Here is a 263-nt window from a genome sequence, read left to right as displayed (position 1 = left end):
CGTCAGACTTACCCGACCGCCTACGCACCCTTTACGCCCAGTGAATCCGAACAACGCTTGGGACCTCTGTATTACCGCGGCTGCTGGCACAGAGTTAGCCGTCCCTTCCTCTTCCGCTACTATCAGCTTACGACGTGTTAGGTCGTAAGGTTTGATCGCAAATGACAGGGGTTTACGGGCCGAAGCCATTCATCCCCCACGCGGCGTCGCTCCTTCAGGGTTTCCCCCATTGAGAAAAATTCTCGACTGCTGCCACCCGTAGG

1 rRNA gene is annotated in these 263 nt (G+C 56.7%); it reads right to left on the bottom strand.

From position 1 onward, the window contains the following. Nucleotides 1-263, bottom strand: a 16S ribosomal RNA gene (locus tag ACTHTA_RS11505); the annotation flags it as partial.

The sequence above is a fragment of the Neisseria sp. P0013.S005 genome (genome assembly GCF_051958425.1).
GTDB classification, from domain to species: Bacteria; Pseudomonadota; Gammaproteobacteria; order Burkholderiales; family Neisseriaceae; genus Neisseria; species Neisseria subflava.
This window is presented reverse-complemented; position numbering and strand designations above follow the sequence as displayed.